The following is an 18,105-nucleotide window of genomic DNA, read 5'->3' as shown; positions in this document are numbered from 1 at the left end:
GCACCGTGGGGGCCCGCTACCGCACCCCCACCGCCCGGACGGTCTCCTGGCTCACCGAGCCGCCCCGGTCGTCCCGGGCGAAGGCCCGCAGCGAGATGAACCGGGCGTCCCGGGGCACGTCCAGCGTCCCCTTCCAGGAGGCCTGTGCACCCGTGAGCCGGACCGTCCGCCAGGTGGCCCCGTCGTCGTACGACACCTCCAGCCTGCCGCCGCCGAGGGTCCCGGTGTCCGTCGCGCCCGCCACGTACCCGGCGTGGATCCCGACCTGCACCCGGGCCCCGCCGCGCACCGTGCCCGCGAGGTCGGTGTCGACGTCGTACGCGAGGTTGATCAGCGGCAGGAAGGTCCAGCGGTCGTCGGGGGTGGCCGCGGAGCGCACGGTCCACTCGGAGTGGCCCTTCGTCGACAGGGTCCAGCGCCCGGGGTCGAGCGTGGTGTCCGTGACGACCTTGTAGGTGTGCTCGTCGGCCGGCGCGTCCCAGACGTACGCGCCCGAGCTCGTGCGCCGGTCCACCAGGGTGCCGTCCTGGTACACGCCGGTGACCTGGGTCATCCCGGAGTCCTCGCTCCACACGTCGCCGAAGCCGGTGTGGTCGGGCCCCGAATCGCCCCAGCCGGGGGTGTTGAACTGGATCACGTTGCCCGAGCGCTGCTGGCCCCAGCCGAGGCCGGTGCCCAACCATGGGTGCAGGACCGGCTTGAACCAGTTCAGCGTCGGGTGCGTTCCGCCCCGGTAGTGGATCAGGCCGCTGCGCTCCTCCAGCGCGCCGGCCCCGAGGTTCACCGACTCGTGCCACAGCTGCCCCGCCTCCGTGGAGACGTAGTCGGTCCGCTCGGCCGGGTAGTCGATCCGCTCCTGGAAACCGATGCCGACGGGGAAGGTGTCGGTGACCGAGTACCGGAACTCGCTGCCCGCCGCCGGCCGCGACCCGTGGAACCTGGTGTGCAGCTCGGCGAGTTGACGCGCGCCGGGCCGGTAGGTGAGCTCTCCCCGCGGGACGGCGCCCGGGTGGCCCTGCGAAAGGTCGTACATATAGGGCGTGTTGCGTGTGCCGGTCATCCCGACGTGTCCGAGCGCCCGCAGCCGGGTCGCGTCCGCCGTGTTCACCGTGGCGATCTGCAGCGGCCGGTCCGCGTTGTCGTCCGTGCCGAACCAGGCGTTGAGCCGCCCGGCCGCGTCGTCGGTCACGAACAGGGCCTTGGCGCCGGCGTCCTGGGCGGCCTGGGCGAGCGCGGCGGGTTCGACCCCCTCGCCGAGCCGCGCGAGGACGGCCTTGCCGCGCACTCCCGTGAACGGCCCGGTCCCGACGTCGACCAGGGGCAGCCTGCTGTGCCCCTCGATCAGGGTGCCACCGGGCTGGACCACGGCCTCACCGACGCCCTCGACCTCCAGCAACGGCTTGCCCAGCCGCCACACCGTCCGGTACTCGAAGCCGCCCTGGGTCACCTTCGGCGTCGGCGCGGCGAACACGCTGTCGTACATGACGGGCACCTGGACGGCGCCGGACCGATCGGAGCCGCCCGCGTTCCGGTCGTACTCCATGAGCAGCTGCCGGGTCTCGGTCCGCCGGTCGACCTTCGCCTTGATCTCCTGCAACCGCCTCCCGTCCAGGGTGACTTCACGATTCCGGTCGAGGGTGATCTCCGGCGCCGCGAGGAAGCCCAGGCCGAGCGAGTCGGCGCCGTGGCTGCCCCGCACGTCGAGGAAGGACGTCAGACCGTACGTCCCCGGCACCAGCCGGAGCTTCAGGGTGCCGGAGTCGCCGACCGCGGCGGAGTAGGGGTCGACACCCGCGGCGAACCGCTGCACCGCGAGGTCGGCGGCCGTGGGAGCTCCGTCCCGGTCCTTGACGTGGACGGTGAGCGTGTACCGCTCCTCCTCCTTGACCAGCCCGAACACGGTGTGCGCGACGGGCGCGCCGTCCGCCGACGCGACGATCTGGCCGGAGGTGTCGCCCACCGGGGCCTTCGAGCCGTCGCCCGTCACCGTCGTGGACGCGGTCCCGTGCGCGGGGACGGTGAGCGTGGAGTCGGCGAGCGTGGCGACCCCGTCGGCGGCGCCCCGCACGGAGAGGCTCAACTCCACGTCTGTGTCGGAGGAGTTGGTGTACGTCACGGTCTTCGTGACCGGCTCGTTCGTGTCGTAGGGCCAGCCGTAGAAGCCCAGATCGGCGCTTCCGGTGGCGGTGACCCGGGCGTCCACCGCGTCCGGCACGCTCACCCGGCCCGCGCCCAACAGGTATCCGGACGCGTCGAGTTGCTTCGACGTCGACATCAGCGCGTCCTTGAGCCGGGCACCGGACCAGTCGGGGTGCCGTTCGGCGAGCAGCGCGGCGACCCCCGCGACGTGCGGCGTCGCCATCGACGTACCGCTCATGGACGTGTAGTAGCCGTCACCGTCGACGAGCCCGGAGCGGGCCGCGAGGATGTCGACGCCCGGCGCGGAGAGGTCGGGCTTGAGGGCGTTGTCGCCGTAGCGCGGCCCACCGCTGGTGAAGTAGGCCGGCTGGTCGTCGGAGTCCACGGCGCCGACGGTCAGCGCGGCGTCGGCCGCGCCGGGCGAACCGATGGAGGAGGGGGCACCGGTGTTTCCGGCGGCGACGACGAAGAGCGCGCCCGTCTCCTCGGACAGCGCGTCGACCGCCTCCGCCATGGGGTCGGTGCCGTCACTGGGCTCGGTCGAGCCGAGGCTCATGGAGATCACCTTGGCGTGCACGTCCCGGGCGGCCCACTCCATGCCCGCGATGATCTGCGAGTCGCTGCCCGAGCCCTGGTCGCTGAGCACCTTGCCGACGGCGAGCGCGGCACCGGGCGCGACGCCCCGCTCCTTGCCGTCGGAGGCCGCGCCGCTGCCGCCGACGGTCGAGGTCACGTGCGTGCCGTGCCCGTTGCGGTCGGCGACCTCCTGCCCCTCGATGAAGCTCTTGGTCGCGAAGACCCGCCCGGCCAGGTCGGGGTGGGTGACGTCGACCCCCGTGTCGAGGACGGCGACCGTGACGCCCTTGCCGGTGAGCCCGGCCTCCCAGGCCCGCGGTGTGCCGATCTGCGCGTTGCTCTCGGCCATCTCCGCCCGGACCCGGCCGTCGAGCCAGACCTTGCCGAGACCGGCCTGCCGGGTCAGGGACTCCCAGAAGGTGCGCCCCTTGTCCGCGGTGAGGGCGGCGCCCCGGATGCTGGGCAGCTCCCGCGTGCGCTCCGAACCGCGCGGGGCGGCCGTACGCGCCGCTCTGTCGTACGTCTTCTTGTCGTACGTGACGATCAGCGGCAGTCGGTGCGTCGTACGGTCGGTGAGCCCCTGGCGTATCAGCTCGCTCACGTCGAACAGCCGTCGGTCGAGGGTGCCCGCCCGCAGGTAGGGCAGCGCCTCGTCGGGTACGACGGTGACGGCGCCGTTCGTCACCTGGGTGCGCACCGCCCCGGTGGCCCCCGCGGGCCGCTCGACCGTCACCGTCCTCTTCCCGCCGCCGAGGTCGGTGACGGTCACCCGGTCGCCGGTGACGAGGGTGACGGTCCGTACCGTGGCGGGGCTCTTCGGCGCGGTTCCCGTCCCCGCGGCCCCCGCCGCGTCCGCCCGCCCCATGGGCAACGCGGCGAGCACGAGCCCGGCCGACAGCAGTGCCGCCCCGCGTCTCGCTGGTCCTCTGGTCATCGATGCCCTCTCCTCGTCGGCACGTGATGGCTCCGGTGCTGCGAAGAGTGTCGGGGGCCTTGTGTTGCGGGGGAGTTGACCGGTCGTGGCGGGAAGGCGCCCTGGCGGCTTCCCGCCAGGACGGGCCGGGACGGCCCGGGACGAGCCGGGCCGAGCCGCGGAAAGCAGGACATCGACGCGACTTGCGGCGGCCCGGGGAGCGGCACCGGTTGCGAGGACGGGGGACATCTGTACGCGCGCCGGGAAGCGGGGCCACGGTCGTACGAGCCCGGTCCCCCCGCCGGCCGGGCGCCGGGTACCGCCCGGCGTCACCCGTTCGGCGGTACCCCGCCCGGCCCCTCTCGGAAGGCGCCCCGGCCCTCTTGAGCGGACGATGCGAGAAGGGACCGCCAAGAGGCGGAGCCCGACGGTCTGCTCTCGGGAGGACCCGCCATGACCGCCAGTCTGGAGCAGCTGCGCCGCTGCCACTTCGCCGTCGACCTGGGCGCGGCCAGGACACGTGTGTATGTGAAGGGCGCGGGACTGGTCGTCGACCAGCCGAGCGTCGCCGCGATCAACACGAAGAACGGCGCGCTGATTGCGGTCGGTGAGTTCGCGGAGAAGATGACGGGCCGCACCCCCGACTACATCCGGGTGATGCGGCCGGTGTCCGGCGGGACGGTCGTCGACATCGAGATGGCCCAGCGCATGCTGCGCCAGCTGCTCGGTGACAAGGTGCGCCGCACTCTGCGCCGCAAGCCGCGGCTGCGCGCCGCCGCCTGCACGCCGCACGACGCGGACCCGCTGGCGCAGCGCGCGACGATCGAGACGCTCGTCGGACTCGGGGCGAGGCGGGTGGAGCTCGTCGACACGCTGATCGCCGCGGCGGTGGGCTGCGGGCTGCCGGTCGAGCGGCCGGAGGCCACCATGATCATGGTGTGCGGTGCCGCCGCCACCCAGGTCGCCGTGCTGTCCCTGGGCTCCATCGTGACCGCCGAACGCATTCCGGTGGGCGGCGAGGCCGTGGACCGCGCGATCGTGCAGCACCTGCGCCACCAGCACGAGCTGATGCTTCCGTCGCAGTCCGTACGGCCGCTCCAGCTCGCCCTGTCCGGCAACGGGCTCACCCCGCACGGCCCGACGTCCACGGAGATCCACGGGCGGGACGTGGCGACCGGCCTCGCCCGCTCGGTGCAGGTCGACACCGCCGCCGTGCGCGATGCCATCCAGACCCCGCTGACCGCCGTCCTCGACGGGATCGGGAAGGTGCTGCGGGCCTGTCCGCCGGATCTGGTGGCCGACCTCGCCGACCGCGGGATCATGATGGTCGGCGGCAGCGCGCTGCTCCCGGGACTCGACCAGATGCTGCGGCACGCGACGGGCATGCCGGTGCACATCGCCGAGCGGCCGGACGTGTGCGCGGTGCAGGGCCTGGGTTACATGCTGGAGGGCAAGATCGAACCGCTGACGCTGGAGCCGCTGCCGGGCTGACGGCCGGCCCGCCCGGGACAGGTCGACCCCCGTCCCCCGACCTCCGAGGGGCCCGTATGACCGACCCCGTCCCCCGTCTGCCGGCCCTCGTGGAAGCCGTCCTGTGCGTCGGGTCCGACCTCGAACTGCGGGCCACGCTCCAGCACATCGTGGATGCCGCCGCCGAACTGACGGGAGCCAGCGGCGCGGCGCTGGACATGGCCGAGCCGGGCGACGCGGGACCGCTGGAGATCCGTACGGCTCGGCCGGCGGCGGCCGGACCGGACCGAAGCCCCGATGAGCGGTCCGACGACACCCTGGGCGTCCCCATCCTCGTGGACGAGACGGTGTTCGGGAACCTGTACGTCGCCGGGAAGCGCGCCGGTCCGTTCACGGACGAGGACGAGCAGTTGTTGCGGGTGCTGGCGACCCAGGCCGGCGTCGCGATCGGCAATGCCCGGCTGTACGAGACGGCCCGGCAGCGCGAGCGGTGGATCGAGGGCGCGGCGGCCGTCACCACCGCGCTGCTCACCGGGGAGGACGCCGCCGACGCGCTGCTGACCGTCGCCGAACGGGCCCGGATCCTCGCCGACGCCTCGGCCGGCCTCATCCTGCAGCCCACGGACCGGGGCGGCATGGAGATCGTGGCCGCCGCCACCCCCGACGGCTGTGCCGACCCCGGTGACTTCGTCGGCACCACGATCGAGCCGGGCAGTCCCCTGCTGGCCCAACTTCTGGGCGGCGAGCCGGTGTTCATCGACGACTCGGCGACCGACCCGCGGCTGACCACGCATGTACGACACCGGTTCGGGCCGAACATGATGCTGCCGCTGCAGTCGGGCGGCCGTCTCATCGGCACGCTCGGCCTGCCCCGGGGCCGCGGCGGCCGCCCGTACAGCGCGGCGGAACGGCTGCTCGCCGCGCAGTTCGCCTCACAGGCCGCGCTGGCGCTGGTCCTCGCGGACGCCCAGCACAGCCGGGAGCGGCTGGCGGTCTACGAGGACCGCGACCGGATCGCCCGCGACCTGCACGACCTGGTCGTCCAGCGGCTCTTCGCCACCGGCATGATGCTGGAGTCCACACAGCGGCGCAGCTCCGGGGAGGCCGACGCCGAGGTGCGCGAGATCCTGGGCCGGGCCGTCGACGAACTGCAGTCCACCGTCCAGGAGGTCCGCACCGCGATCTTCGCCCTCCAGCAGCCGCCCGCCGACGCCCCCACCACCCTGCGCGGCAAGGTGCTGCGCGAGACGGCGGGCGCGGCGGCGGCCCTGGGTTTCCAGCCGTCCACCCGTTTCACCGGCGCGGTGGAGGCACTTGTGCCGGAACCGGTCGTCGGCCACCTGCTCGTGGCCCTGCGCCGCGCCCTCGCCTCCGCCGCGGGACGCTCCGGGGTGTCCCGCGTCGAGGTCACGGTGGACGCGACGACGAGCCTTCCGGACGGGCGGGCCGGGGTACGGCTGACGGTGTCCGACGACGGCGACACGAGGGGGAGCGGCGCGGGCGGAGGGGACACGGAGGGCGGGGACGCGGGGGACGCGGACATGGGGGACGCGGGGGGCGCGGACACGAGGGACGCGGACACGGAGGGCGGCCGTGCGGGGACGACGGTCGTGTGGCAGTCGCCCGTGTGAACGCCCGGCCGGTCACCCCTCACGTCAACTGCGCCTTTCCCCGCGGCGCTTGACGCCTCACCCCGGCCTCCGTACCGTCACCTCTCGCGTGCGCGGACATGACCCTGATTCACATCCGCGGACGCGAGGGACCGGACGAGCGCGGAACAGGACGAGGGTGAGGACGGGGTGGCCATGACCCAGCGGCGCGTGGTGGTGTCCGGTGGTGGCACCGGGATCGGCCTGGCGACGGCGGAGGCGTTCGCCGCGGACGGGGACCGGCTGGTGCTCCTCGGCCGCCGCGAGGAGGTCCTGCGCAAGGCGGCCGACGCGCTGAACAGCCGGTTCGGGGAGTCGACGGCGACCTGGTGCGCGGCGGACCTCTCCGACCCCGAACAGGTCGGCACCGTGAGGGACTTCGTCACGGCGGACGGGACTCCGGTGGACGTGCTGGTCGCCAACGCGGGCGGCAACGCGGCCGCCGCGCACGACGGCACCCTCGCCTCCATCGCGGACGGCTACCGCCGCAACTTCGACGCCAACGTCCTGACCGCCGTGCTGCTCACCGAGGCCCTGCTCCCCCACATCCGCAGGCCCGGCGGCCGCATCGTGCAGCTCTCCTCCATCGCCTCGCTGCGCGGCCCGGGGTCGTACGGCGGCTCCAAGGGCTGGGTCAACACGTACACCTACGACCTCGCCCAGCGCGTCGGCTCCGAGGGCATCACCGTCAACGCGGTCGCCCCCGGCTTCGTCGGCGACACGGAGTTCTTCGGCGACCGCGCTACCCCGGAGTTCGTGGCGTCGCGGGTCGCGCAGTCCCTGACGGGGCAGCCGGGTCACCCCTCGGAGATCGCCGCGGCCGTCCGGTACGTGGCGTCACCCGAGGCGGCGTATCTGACGGGGCAGCTGTTGCACATCAACGGCGGGGCGGCGCTGGGCCGGTAGCGCGCGGGGGTGCGGCGCCGGGCCGCCGGCACGTGGCCGCCACCGGGGTGCGGCGCCGGGCGGTCAGCACGTGACCGCCCTTTCCCGCCGGGCGGGCGGTGAGGCGACCCCCGTCGCTCCCGGACCGGCGCCGGGGCGGTGTCGTGGAAGGACAGGACGACGGTCCGGCGCCCGGAGCCCTCGCCGGAGAAGCCTGCGCGGCCGCGACGTTCCGGAATCGGGACGCGGCGTTCACCAGTTGGAGTGAGCCCGGCCCTGTCGCCCCGCCCCCTCTCGGAGAGGTCGACCTGGTCGCTCTCCGGACGCGCGTGGAGGCGAGTGGATCAGGATCACCCGGCCGGTGTCCGGCACGCCGTCACAGAAGGCCGTGCGGCCGTCGACGGGGGTCTGCGGGCCATTGGTCGGCCGTCCGTGCGCGGCGGGGCCACCTGGTCCTGGTCCGGATGGATGAATGCGGACCGCCGCCTCGGGGCTGCGACTCCCGTTACCGCGTTTCCACAGATAGAAACGGTTCTGCTACGCAGGCACTGGGTGGGGCGGGTGGGACTCGAACCCACGGCCGACGGATTATGAGTCCGCTGCTCTAACCGGCTGAGCTACCGCCCCTTACGGCGCGTCGCGCACATTTGTGCGCGCCGTCTGCCGCAGCATAGCCGCTCATACGATCTCCTGCTTCGGATGGTCGGCAACGCATGACCATGAGGACTTCGGTGCCGGCCACGCGGTTCCCCCGGACATGAAAAAGGACCCCTGAGGGGTCCTCTTCCGTTGCTCTCCCGACTGGACTCGAACCAGTAACCTGCCGGTTAACAGCCGGCTGCTCTGCCAATTGAGCTACAGGAGATCGCGCTCCCCCGACTGGACTCGAACCAGTAACCTGCCGGTTAACAGCCGGCTGCTCTGCCAATTGAGCTACGGAGGATTGCCTCGTTGCATCGAACGCACCTACCTGGGTATTCGCCAGGGGGCGTGCGCTCGCTGCGACACATACATTAGCGCAAGCAGGGGGGTGCTCCGCCAATCGGTTCCCCCCGCACCGATGCCGACGCAAGGGAAGGGTGGCCGTCATGCGCTACCGGCTCACATTCGTCGCCGGACTGGCCGTGGGTTACGTGCTGGGCACACGCGCCGGGCGCGAGCGCTACGAACAGCTGAAGAAGTCCGCGCGGCAGATCGCGCAGAACCCCGCGGTGCGCAACACCGCGGAGACCGCCGCCCAGCAGGGGCGCCAGGCCGCGGGCAAGGCGTACCACGCGGTGAGCGAGAAAATGGGCGACCACGTGCCCGACTCGGTGACCCAGCGGGTCCGCTCCCTGCGCGAGCGGAACACCAACGGCACCGGCGCGGACGACTGGGGCACCACCAACACCTGAGCCTCCGGACGGCACCCGGGCCTCCGGATGGCCGTATCGCCCGAAAAGCCCGGTGCGAGAGGCGTCGGGCCCCTCGCACCGGGGCCTCAGGGGCCCCCGGGCACCCGTGTTCACCAGGGGTGACACCCGGCCCGGCGCGCTCACCTCCCGCGGTACGGCAGAATTTCCGCCATGGGGATAGTCGCCGGGTTGGACAGTTCACCCGATTTCACTCGCATCGTCGTCTGCGACACGGACACGGGCGCCGTGCTCAGGCAGGGGTACGCGCCGCACCCGGTGGAGAGCACCGAGAGCGGCGGTCGCCCTTCCGACGTCGATCCGCAGGCGTGGCTGCTGTCCCTGGGCGAGGCCGCCGGCGGCGGCCTGCTCGAAGGCGTGCAGGCCATCGGCGTGTCGGCACAGCAGAACGGGCTCGTCCCGCTGGACGCGCAGGGCAACACGGTGCGTCCCGCCCTGGTCGGCGGTGACAGGCGGGCCCAGGTCGCCGCCGCCGACCTGGTGGACGCGCTCGGCGGCCGCGAGGCGTGGGCCCAGGCCGTGGGCTGCGTCCCCCAGGCCGCGCAGCCGGTGACCAAGCTGCGCTGGCTGAACAGGAACGAACCCGACGCGGCCCAGCGCACCGCCGTGCTGCTCCAGGCGCACGACTGGCTGGTGTGGCAGTTGCTCGGCCGCCCGCTGCGCCGGACCACCGACCGCGGCGGGGCCTCCGGCACCGGCTACTGGTCGGCGGCGACCGGCGCCTACCGGCCGGATCTCGTCGACCTCGCGCTGGGCCACCAGGCCACGCTGCCCGAGGTGCTCGGTCCGTCCGAGGCCGCGGGCACCACCCCCGAAGGGCTGCTGATCTCGGCGGGTACCGGCGAGACGATGGCGGCGGCCTTCGGGCTCGGCATCGGACTCGGGGACGCGGTCGTCTCCCTCGGCGCCTCCGGGTCCGTGATGGCCGTACACACCGAGGCGCTGGCCGATCCCTCCGGCATGATCACCTCGCTCGCGGACGCGACCGGACTTCATCTGCCGGTGGTGACGACGCTGAACGCCGTACGGACCCTGCGCGGCGCCGCCGAACTGCTCGGCCTGCCCGACCTGGAGAGCCTGTCCGAGCTGGCGATGAAGTCCACGCCGGGCTCGCACGGACTGGTCCTGCTGCCCTATCTGGAAGGCGAGCGGACCCCGAACCTCCCCCACACGGCGGGCACTCTCGCCGGGCTGCGGCGCGAGTCGATGCGGCCCGAGCACCTGGCGCGGGCCGCTTTCGAGGGCATGCTCTGCGGGCTCGCGGACGCGCTCGACGTCCTGCGCGGGCGGGGCGTGGACGTCCGGCGGGTCTTCCTGCTCGGGGCCGCCGCGGAGCTGCCGGCCGTGCAGGCCGCGGCGCCCGCGCTGTTCGGCGCGCAGGTCGTCGTGCCGCAGCCCGCGGACTACGCGGCGCTGGGCGCGGCCCGCCAGGCGGCCTGGGCGCTCGGGGTGTCGCAGGGCACCCTCGATCCCCGGCTGCCACCCGTCTGGCAGGGTGCGGTCGCCCAGATCCTGGAGCCGGGTGAGGAACTGGCGGTGGGCCAGGCCGTACGGCAGCAGTACGTCTCCGTACGGGAGCAGACGCATCCTGGGGCGTTTCGCGCGTGACGGCGCGCAGGGGGGCACACGGGAGAGCCGGGACGTGCGGTGAAGTCCCGTGGGAGCCGCGGGCGTACGTCCGAAGGTCCGGTTCCGGTCGGCTCTTGGTCCGCTCTTGGATTAATCGATTGGGGTAACGCGGGTGGAGTGTCCGACGATAGGGGGTGGTGCACCACCGACCGCACTGCCGTCGACGACTCCGAGAGAAGCCGCGTGCTCATACGACTGCTTCGGACCTACCTCAGTCCGTACAAGAAACCCATCGCCCTCCTGGTGTTCCTGCAGTTCCTGCAGACCTGCGCCACCCTCTACCTGCCGACCCTGAACGCGCACATCATCGACAACGGCGTGGTCAAGGGGGACACGGGATACATCCTGTCCTTCGGTGCCCTGATGATCGGGATCTCGCTGGTCCAGGTCTTCTGCAACATCGGAGCCGTCTACTACGGCGCCCGGACGGCGTCGGCCGTCGGCCGGGACATCCGCGCGGCCGTCTTCGACCGGGTGCAGTCGTTCTCCGCGCGCGAGGTCGGTCATTTCGGCGCTCCGTCACTGATCACCCGCACCACGAACGACGTGCAGCAGGTGCAGATGCTGGCACTGATGACGTTCACCCTGCTGGTGTCGGCGCCGATCATGTGCGTGGGCGGCATCGTGCTCGCCCTCGGCCTGGACGTGCCGCTGTCCGCGATCCTGGTCGCCGTCGTGCCCATCCTCGGTATCGGCGTGACGCTGATCGTGCGCAGACTGCGCCCGCTGTTCCGGACCATGCAGGTGCGGCTGGACACCGTGAACCGGGTGCTGCGCGAGCAGATCACCGGCAACCGTGTCATCCGCGCCTTCGTCCGGGACGACTACGAGAAGGACCGCTTCCGGGGCGCGAACACCGAGCTGACCAAGATGTCCCTGGCCACCGGCCGGATGCTCGCACTGATGTTCCCGATGGTGATGACCGTCGTGAACCTCTCGTCGATCGCCGTGGTCTGGTTCGGTGCCCACCGCATCGCCAGTGGCGGCATGCAGATCGGCGACCTCACCGCGTTCCTCGCCTATCTGATGCAGATCGTGATGTCCGTGATGATGGCCACCTTCATGTTCATGATGGTGCCGCGCGCGGAGGTCTGCGCCGAGCGCATCCAGGAGGTCCTGGACACCTCCTCCAGCGTCGTGCCGCCCACCGCGCCCGTCCTGGAGCTGCGTCGGCACGGCCATCTGGAGATCCGCGGCGGCGGGTTCCGCTACCCGGGTGCCGAGGAGCCGGTGCTGAAGTCCATCGATCTGGTGGCGCGGCCGGGCGAGGTGACGGCCGTGATCGGGTCGACGGGCAGCGGCAAGTCGACCCTCCTGGGTCTGGTCCCCCGTCTCTTCGACGCCACCGACGGCCAGGTGCTGGTGGACGGTGAGGACGTGGCGAGCGTGGAGCCGCAGCTGCTGGCCAGGACGGTCGGGCTCGTCCCGCAGAAGCCGTACCTGTTCGCGGGCACGGTGGCGAGCAACCTGCGCTACGGCAATCCGGACGCGACCGACGAGGAACTGTGGCACGCCCTGGAGGTGGCACAGGCCAAGGGGTTCGTGGAACACCTGGACAACGGCCTGGACTCGGTGATCGCGCAGGGCGGCACAAATGTGTCGGGCGGTCAGCGCCAGCGCCTCGCGATCGCGCGCACCCTCGTGCAACGCCCGGAGATCTACCTCTTCGACGACTCCTTCTCGGCCCTCGACTACGCGACGGACGCGGCGCTGCGGGCCGCGCTCGCCGAGGAGACCGCCGAGGCGACCGTGGTGATCGTCGCCCAGCGGGTGTCGACCATCCGTGACGCCGACCGCATCGTGGTCCTCGACGAGGGCCGGGTCGTCGGCACCGGACGCCACCACGAACTGATGGCGGACAACGAGACCTACCGGGAGATCGTGCTCTCCCAGCTGACGGAAGCGGAGGCCGCCTGATGGCCGGGCCCATGGGACGCATGATGGCCGGGGGCGGCCCCGATCAGCGCTCGCTGGACTTCAAGGGATCCGGAAAACGGCTCCTGGCGCAGTTCAGACCCGAACGCGTGACCCTGTACGTCATGCTGTGCGCGGTCGTGCTGAGCGTGGGGCTCTCGGTGGTCGGACCGAAGATCCTCGGCAAGGCCACCGACCTGGTCTTCGCGGGGATCATCGGGCGGCAGATGCCGGCCGGGGCCACCAAGGCCGAGGTCCTCGCGGGCATGCGCGCGCGGGGCGAGGGCGGCATGGCCGACATGCTCTCGGGGACGGACTTCACCCCGGGCAAGGGCATCGACTTCGGCGCCGTCGGCAACGTACTGCTGGTCGCGCTCTGCACCTTCCTGGTGGCCGGACTGCTGATGGCGGTGGCGACGCGCCTGGTGAACCGGGCCGTCAACAAGACCGTCTTCCACATGCGTGAGGACCTGCAGGCGAAGCTGTCGCGCCTGCCCCTCTCGTACTTCGACAAGCGGCAGCGCGGCGAGGTGCTCTCGCGGGCCACCAACGACCTCGACAACCTCCAGCAGACGCTCCAGCAGTCGATGGGCCAGCTGGTGAACTCGCTGCTGACCATCGTGGGTGTGCTCGCGATGATGTTCTGGGTGTCGTGGCTGCTGGCGCTCGTCGCGCTGGTCACCGTCCCGCTCTCCTTCTTCGTCGCCACCCGCATCGGCAAGCGCTCGCAGCCGCACTTCGTGCAGCAGTGGCGCACCACCGGCCAGCTCAACGCGCACATCGAGGAGATGTACACCGGTCACACGCTGGTGAAGGTGTTCGGACGCCAGGAGCAGTCGGCCGCGCAGTTCGCGGAGCAGAACGAGAAGCTCTATGAGGCCGGGTTCAAGGCGCAGTTCAACAGCGGGGTCATGCAGCCGCTGATGATGTTCGTGTCGAACCTGAACTACGTGCTGGTCGCGGTGGTCGGCGGACTGCGGGTCGCGTCGGGCACGCTGTCGATCGGCGATGTGCAGGCCTTCATCCAGTACTCCCGGCAGTTCTCGATGCCGCTGACGCAGGTCGCGTCGATGGCGAACATGGTGCAGTCCGGGGTCGCCTCGGCGGAGCGCGTCTTCGAGCTGCTGGACGCGGAGGAGCAGGAGGCGGATCCCGTCCCGGCGGCGCGTCCGGACGAGTTGCGCGGGCGGGTGGCGCTGCACAACGTGTCCTTCCGCTACGACCCCGAGAAGCCGCTCATCGAGGACCTGTCCCTGAAGGTGGAGCCCGGACACACGGTGGCGATCGTCGGCCCGACGGGTGCGGGCAAGACGACGCTGGTGAACCTGCTGATGCGCTTCTACGACGTCACGGGCGGCCGGATCACGCTCGACGGGGTCGACATCGCGTCGATGTCCCGGGACGAACTGCGGTCCGGGATCGGCATGGTGCTCCAGGACACCTGGCTGTTCGGCGGCACGATCGCGGAGAACATCGCGTACGGGGCCTCGCGCGACGTGACCCGCGGGGAGATCGAGGAGGCGGCGCGGGCGGCGCACGCGGACCGGTTCATCCGGACGCTGCCGGACGGCTACGACACCGTCATCGACGACGAGGGAAGCGGGGTCAGCGCGGGTGAGAAGCAGCTGATCACCATCGCGCGCGCGTTCCTGTCCGATCCGGTGATCCTGGTGCTCGACGAGGCGACCAGCTCCGTCGACACCCGCACCGAGGTGCTGATCCAGAAGGCGATGGCCAAACTGGCGCACGGGCGGACGTCGTTCGTGATCGCACACCGGCTCTCCACGATCCGGGACGCGGACACCATCCTCGTGATGGAGAACGGGTCGATCGTGGAGCAGGGGGCGCACGCGGAGCTGCTCGCGGCGGGCGGGGCCTACGCGCGGCTGTACCAGGCGCAGTTCGCCCAGGCGGTGGCCGAGGTCGACTAGGCCGGGCCGGGGAGACCGGGGAGGGGTGCTCGCCGCCGCGAGCGCTCCTCCCCGCTCCTTTGCCCGTTCCCTCGTCCGGCACCGGCGGAGGCGTGCTCAGTCGAGGTAGCCGCGCAGTTGGTCCGCGAAGGCGTGGTCCCGCAGTTTGTTGAGGGTCTTGGACTCGATCTGGCGGATGCGTTCGCGTGTCACGCCGAAGATGCGGCCTATCTCCTCCAGGGTGCGGGGGCGGCCGTCCGCCAGACCGTAGCGGAGCTGGACCACCTTGCGTTCCCGCTCGCCGAGCGTGGACAGGACCGCCTCCAGGTGCTCGCGCAGGAGGAGGAACGCGGCGGACTCGACGGGCGACGCCGCGTCGCCGTCCTCGATCAGGTCACCCAGTGCCACGTCGTCCTCCTCGCCCACGGGGGCGTGCAGGGACACCGGCTCCTGGGCGAGGCGCAGGACTTCGCTGACCCGCTCGCTGGGGAGGTCGAGGTGGGCGGCGACCTCTTCGGGGGTGGGTTCGTAGCCGCGTTCCTGCAGCATGCGGCGCTGCACGCGGACCACCCGGTTGATCAGCTCGACGACGTGGACGGGGACCCGGATGGTCCTGGCCTGGTCGGCCAGCGCCCGCGACATGGCCTGCCGGATCCACCAGGTCGCGTACGTCGAGAACTTGTACCCGCGGGCGTAGTCGAACTTCTCGACGGCTCGGATCAGGCCCAGGTTGCCTTCCTGGACGAGGTCGAGCATGGTCAGGCCGCGGCCCACGTAGCGCTTCGCGACCGAGACCACGAGCCGCAGGTTCGCCTCGATCAGCCGACGCTTGGCCATGCGGCCCATGACGACCAGTTTGTCGAGGTCGAGGGCGAGTTGGCTGTCCAGGTCGCAGGCGAGCCGCAGCCTCTCCTCGGCGAAGAGGCCGGCCTCCACCCGGCGGGCGAGTTCGACCTCCTCGGCCGCGGTGAGCAGCGGGATGCGGCCGATCTCGCGCAGGTACTGACGGAACAGGTCGGAGGAGGGGCCGCCGGTGTCCGCGGTGCGGGTACGGAGCGGCTCCACGGGCTCGGGGGCCTCGGTCTCGACGTCGACCGCGTCCGTGGGCGGCCCGTCCGGCTCGGACGGGACGTCCGGCTCGGACGGGGCTTCCGGCTCCGCCTCGGGGTGGTGCGCGGCACGGCTCTGCGGGGGGAGCGCCGCGCCGACGCCGGGCTCCGCGTCCGTGTCCGTGGGGTTGTCGGTCTGTGTCAGGGTCTGGGTCTGCACGGGGGCGACCTCCAGGAATGTCGCTGCTGAGACGTGCGGCAGCGGTACGTCGGGGATGGGGTCGGCGGCCTCGCCGCTGTCCATCCCGTAGTCGTTTGGCGGAACGGCGGGTATCGGGAACCCGCCGCGTGCGGGTCGGCCGCGCTCCGAGGACTCAGGCACCGGAACCCAGTGTGGAGTACGACACATCGCCGCCACGAGGGGCGTGCGGTGACTTTTTGCGTCCGGTCCGTGACCGCGCGATTACCCTCGTGCACGAGTGCGCAGGGCCGGGCGTGCGAAACCTGTGGAAAGGCGCATGTGGGGGGCGAGCACCCCGGGGACGGCGTGAGCGCCGGGGTCGCTTCCGTGGCGTGCGGGCCGCGGGCGCGAGGCCCGCGGCGCGGCGGCGGCCCGGACCGGGCCGGGCTTCAGAGCGCCTCCGCGCCCCGTTCGCGCAGCGCCTGCCCGTACTGCTGGAGGACCCACAACTCGTTCTGCACGGCGGTCAGCTGGGCCGGGTCGCCGTGGGCGCTGGCGCGGGCCAGGGCGCCCTGGACGTCCACGACGCGGCGCTCGACGGCACGGCGGCGGACCATGACGAGCTGGTCGCCGGCGTAGGTCTCGTCGACGGTCCTGCGCATGATGGCCTCGACGGCCAGCTCGGTGACCATGGCGCGCACCGTGTTGTCCGGGGCCGCCTCACGGACCAGGACCAGGTACTCCTGGGGGTCCTGGGCCCCGTACTCCGCGCCGCCCGCCTCCATGATCGCCTGGCGTACGGCGGCGTACGGCGGCGCGGTGAACTCGTCGATCCCGTAGGCGTCGAAGGCCGGGGAGACCAGCTCGGGGCGCTGGAGGGCGAGCTTGAGCAGTTCGCGTTCGGTGGCGAAGACGGGGTTGCGGAGGTTGAGCGCGGGTCCGCCGCGCGGTGTCTGGACGGCCGCGTACGTCTGCTGGGGCCGCTGTCCGGCGGGGGCCGGTCCGGCCGGGCCCTTGCCGCCGCGGTCGCGGGCCCAACGGGCCAGCTGGGCCACCCGCTTGACCACGAACTGGGTGTCGAGGATGCCGAGCATGCCGGCGAGCTGCACGGCGACCTCGTGCTGGGCGCCGCTGTTCTTGATGCGGGCGACGACCGGGGCCGCCTCGTCGAGGGCGGCCGCCCGTCCGGCCGGGGTCTCCAGGTCGTAGCGCGCGACGATGTGGCGCAGCGCGAACTCGAAGAGCGGGGTGCGCGGTTCGACGAGGTCGGCGACCGCCTCGTCGCCCTTGGCGAGGCGCAGTTCGCAGGGGTCCATGCCGTCCGGGGCGACCGCGATGTAGGTCTCGGCGGCGAACTTCTGGTCGTCCTCGAAGGCGCGCAGGGCCGCCTTCTGGCCGGCCGAGTCGCCGTCGAAGGTGAAGATGACACGCGCCGAGCCGTTGTCCATCAGCAGCCTGCGGAGGATCTTGATGTGGTCGCTGCCGAAGGCCGTGCCGCAGGTCGCGATGGCGGTCGTGATCCCGGCCAGGTGGCAGGCCATGACGTCGGTGTAGCCCTCGACCACGACCGCGCGGCTGGTCTTGGCGATCTCCTTCTTGGCGAGGTCGATGCCGTACAGGACCTGGGACTTCCGGTAGATCGCCGTGTCGGGGGTGTTGAGGTACTTCGGGCCGTTGTCCGCCTCGTACAGCTTGCGCGCGCCGAAGCCGACGACCTCGCCGCCGATGTCGCGGATCGGCCACATCAGGCGTCCGCGGAAGCGGTCGATGGGGCCGCGGCGGCCCTCCTGGGAGAGGCCGGACAGGAGCAGCTCCTTGTCGGAGAAGCCCTTGCCGCGGAGGTGGCGGGTGAGGTGGTCCCAGCCCTGCGGGCTGTAGCCGACGCCGAAGTGCGCGGCGGCGGCCTGGTCGAAGCCGCGCTCGGCGAGGAACTTGCGGCCGGCGTCGGCCTCGGGGCTGGTGTCGAGCTGCTCGATGTAGAACTGCGCGGCGACCTTGTGGGCCTCGACCAGGCGGATGCGTTCGCCGCGCTGGTGGGACGGGTTGTACCCGCCCTCCTCGTAACGGAGTGTGATGCCCGCCTGTCCGGCGAGGCGCTCGACGGCCTCCGAGAAGGAGAGGTGGTCGACCTTCATCACGAACGTGATGGTGTCGCCGCCTTCCTGGCAGCCGAAGCAGTGGAAGAGACCCTTGCTCGGGCTGACCTGGAAGGACGGTGACTTCTCGTCGTGGAAGGGGCAGAGGCCCTTGAGGTTGCCGCCGCCCGCGTTGCGCAGCTGGAGGTACTCCGAGACGACGGCGTCGATCGGGACCGCGTCCCGAACAGCCTTCACGTCCTCGTCGTTGATCCTTCCAGCCACGGGTGAATTCTACGGGGG

At 72.0% G+C, this 18,105-nt stretch carries 10 protein-coding genes and 3 tRNA genes; 7 read left to right on the top strand and 6 right to left on the bottom strand.

Annotated features, from left to right (window positions below):
* Positions 1-16 precede the first annotated feature (16 nt).
* The gene (locus OG199_RS28195) at positions 17-3,649 is read right to left on the bottom strand and encodes a S8 family serine peptidase (RefSeq protein WP_405831838.1); all 3,633 of its coding nucleotides are present in this window, start codon (positions 3,647-3,649) and stop codon (positions 17-19) included.
* A 432-nt stretch (positions 3,650-4,081) separates the two neighbouring features.
* Between OG199_RS28195 and OG199_RS28190 the strand changes: the two genes are divergently transcribed.
* The 3 genes from OG199_RS28190 (at position 4,082) to OG199_RS28180 (ending at position 7,653) form a co-directional block, all read left to right on the top strand.
* A complete protein-coding gene (locus tag OG199_RS28190; RefSeq protein WP_153290745.1) occupies positions 4,082-5,119 on the top strand; it encodes a rod shape-determining protein in 1,038 nt (345 codons plus the stop codon).
* Between the two features lie 56 nt (positions 5,120-5,175).
* Entirely contained in the window at positions 5,176-6,729 is a 1,554-nt protein-coding gene (locus OG199_RS28185) for a GAF domain-containing protein (protein WP_405831836.1), read from the top strand.
* Positions 6,730-6,903: 174 nt separating this feature from the next.
* Positions 6,904-7,653 carry an SDR family NAD(P)-dependent oxidoreductase gene (locus tag OG199_RS28180; RefSeq protein WP_405831834.1) on the top strand — a complete coding sequence of 250 codons (750 nt, stop codon included), beginning with the start codon at positions 6,904-6,906 and terminating at the stop codon, positions 7,651-7,653.
* Between the two features lie 532 nt (positions 7,654-8,185).
* On the opposite strand, the gene OG199_RS28175 is transcribed toward OG199_RS28180, so the two are convergent.
* The 3 genes from OG199_RS28175 to OG199_RS28165 all read right to left on the bottom strand — a co-directional run bounded on the left by OG199_RS28175 (position 8,186) and on the right by OG199_RS28165 (position 8,575).
* Positions 8,186-8,259, bottom strand: a tRNA-Ile gene (locus tag OG199_RS28175).
* Positions 8,260-8,424: 165 nt separating this feature from the next.
* A tRNA-Asn gene (locus OG199_RS28170) sits at positions 8,425-8,497 on the bottom strand.
* Positions 8,498-8,502: 5 nt separating this feature from the next.
* Positions 8,503-8,575: transfer RNA gene (locus OG199_RS28165), tRNA-Asn, on the bottom strand.
* Between the two features lie 145 nt (positions 8,576-8,720).
* On the opposite strand from OG199_RS28165, the gene OG199_RS28160 reads away from it, so the two are divergent.
* The 4 genes from OG199_RS28160 (at position 8,721) to OG199_RS28145 (ending at position 14,518) form a co-directional block, all read left to right on the top strand.
* On the top strand, positions 8,721-9,026 hold the full coding sequence (locus tag OG199_RS28160) for a YtxH domain-containing protein (RefSeq protein ID WP_356808876.1): 306 nt from the start codon (positions 8,721-8,723) through the stop codon (positions 9,024-9,026).
* A gap of 171 nt (positions 9,027-9,197) precedes the next feature.
* Positions 9,198-10,652 (top strand): FGGY family carbohydrate kinase, encoded by a 1,455-nt coding sequence (locus OG199_RS28155; protein WP_405831832.1) that lies wholly within the window; start codon positions 9,198-9,200, stop codon positions 10,650-10,652.
* Positions 10,653-10,856: 204 nt separating this feature from the next.
* Entirely contained in the window at positions 10,857-12,590 is a 1,734-nt protein-coding gene (locus OG199_RS28150; protein WP_356808877.1) for an ABC transporter ATP-binding protein, read from the top strand.
* A complete protein-coding gene (locus OG199_RS28145) occupies positions 12,590-14,518 on the top strand; it encodes an ABC transporter ATP-binding protein (protein WP_356808878.1) in 1,929 nt (642 codons plus the stop codon). The genes OG199_RS28150 and OG199_RS28145 overlap by 1 nt, the downstream gene beginning before the upstream one ends.
* A 96-nt stretch (positions 14,519-14,614) precedes the next feature.
* Here OG199_RS28145 and OG199_RS28140 read toward each other — a convergent pair whose 3' ends face one another.
* Both OG199_RS28140 and dnaG read right to left on the bottom strand, forming a co-directional pair.
* On the bottom strand, positions 14,615-15,928 hold the full coding sequence (locus OG199_RS28140) for an RNA polymerase sigma factor (RefSeq protein WP_405831830.1): 1,314 nt from the start codon (positions 15,926-15,928) through the stop codon (positions 14,615-14,617).
* Between the two features lie 248 nt (positions 15,929-16,176).
* Positions 16,177-18,087 carry a DNA primase gene (dnaG, locus tag OG199_RS28135; RefSeq protein WP_405831828.1) on the bottom strand — a complete coding sequence of 637 codons (1,911 nt, stop codon included), beginning with the start codon at positions 18,085-18,087 and terminating at the stop codon, positions 16,177-16,179.
* Between the last annotated feature and the right edge of the window lie 18 nt (positions 18,088-18,105).

Origin of the sequence: Streptomyces sp. NBC_01176, assembly GCF_045039825.1 — a bacterium.
Lineage (GTDB): Bacteria > Actinomycetota > Actinomycetes > Streptomycetales > Streptomycetaceae > Streptomyces.
This window is presented reverse-complemented; position numbering and strand designations above follow the sequence as displayed.

Coding starts and splice junctions, on each gene's coding strand:
- OG199_RS28195 (WP_405831838.1), bottom strand. CDS start 3,649: ATGACCAGAGGACCAGCGAGACGCGGGGCGGCACTGCTGTCGGCCGGG.
- OG199_RS28190 (WP_153290745.1), top strand. CDS start 4,082: ATGACCGCCAGTCTGGAGCAGCTGCGCCGCTGCCACTTCGCCGTCGAC.
- OG199_RS28185 (WP_405831836.1), top strand. CDS start 5,176: ATGACCGACCCCGTCCCCCGTCTGCCGGCCCTCGTGGAAGCCGTCCTG.
- OG199_RS28180 (WP_405831834.1), top strand. CDS start 6,904: ATGACCCAGCGGCGCGTGGTGGTGTCCGGTGGTGGCACCGGGATCGGC.
- OG199_RS28160 (WP_356808876.1), top strand. CDS start 8,721: ATGCGCTACCGGCTCACATTCGTCGCCGGACTGGCCGTGGGTTACGTG.
- OG199_RS28155 (WP_405831832.1), top strand. CDS start 9,198: ATGGGGATAGTCGCCGGGTTGGACAGTTCACCCGATTTCACTCGCATC.
- OG199_RS28145 (WP_356808878.1), top strand. CDS start 12,590: ATGGCCGGGCCCATGGGACGCATGATGGCCGGGGGCGGCCCCGATCAG.